This window comes from Megasphaera sp. AF13-6AC, assembly GCF_027685385.1.
Taxonomy (GTDB): domain Bacteria; phylum Bacillota; class Negativicutes; order Veillonellales; family Megasphaeraceae; genus Megasphaera; species Megasphaera micronuciformis.
In genome coordinates, this window is record NZ_JAQCUN010000269.1 from 1 (window position 1) to 914 (window position 914).

The window sequence follows — 914 nt, forward strand, 5'->3', positions numbered from 1 at the left end:
ACCTACACTGTATGAATCGTCTCCCGCAACGGTAGACACATTATAAGTACCTACCCCGAAGGCGCCCGAACGATTTCCCTCTATCTTATTATAAGCACCGACAGCGGCATTATCATCCCCGTTCAGTATAATTCCATGTCCCATACCGTAGTTAAAATTACCGGTTACATTAGAATTCGATCCGATTAATACCGTATTATTTCCCGTACTTCCGCCGGCCTGACCGGCACCGAGCCATACATTTTTATTTCCGGTAGCATTAGCTCCCGCAAAAGAACCGATAGCAATCGTATCGGACAGGGTAGACTTAAACCCTGCGGCAAAATTTCCCAAAAAATTATAATCTCCCTTTCCCTCTACAAAGGTCTTAGCACCCAAGGCAATATTGCCGCCGCCATTCGATCCGTTTAGCGACAGTCGCCCTACGGCAATATTATTTCCCTTTGCATTCGGGTCCCCCGTATGTGTGTAAGGATTGCTGTTTGCAGCACCGGTCTGACCGCCCAGATACACATTATCCGAGTTTGTAAAAGAGGAGCCTTGCAAGCCGATATTATAAGCTACACCACCGCTCGATACGATGGGTGTATCCGCCGCTTGTACCGGACAAGATGCCGATACGGCAAGTACGGTCAGAACCGTCGATAATTGCAATTTAATCATATGATTCATAGTTATTCATCTCCAATTGTATAATATAAGCTGTTTAATGTCTTTTCTTTAATGATTATACATTCTTTTTAGGAATTTGTTAATATTCTATATAAAAATATAACTAAAATACATGACTTTTATATATATTTCTTTCATTATATGTCTAACCTACATACAAAAAACGGTGAACAAGCATGCAATTATAGCATTCTTGTTCACCGAGCAAGCGACAATATCGATTTCTTCTTACCCTTCAATAA

Annotated in this window: 1 pseudogene; it reads right to left on the reverse strand. The window is 41.4% G+C overall.

The features are described 5' to 3' along the window. A pseudogene (locus PGX78_RS08765) lies at window positions 1-672 on the reverse strand (YadA-like family protein); the annotation flags it as partial. Window positions 673-914: the final 242 nt, after the last annotated feature.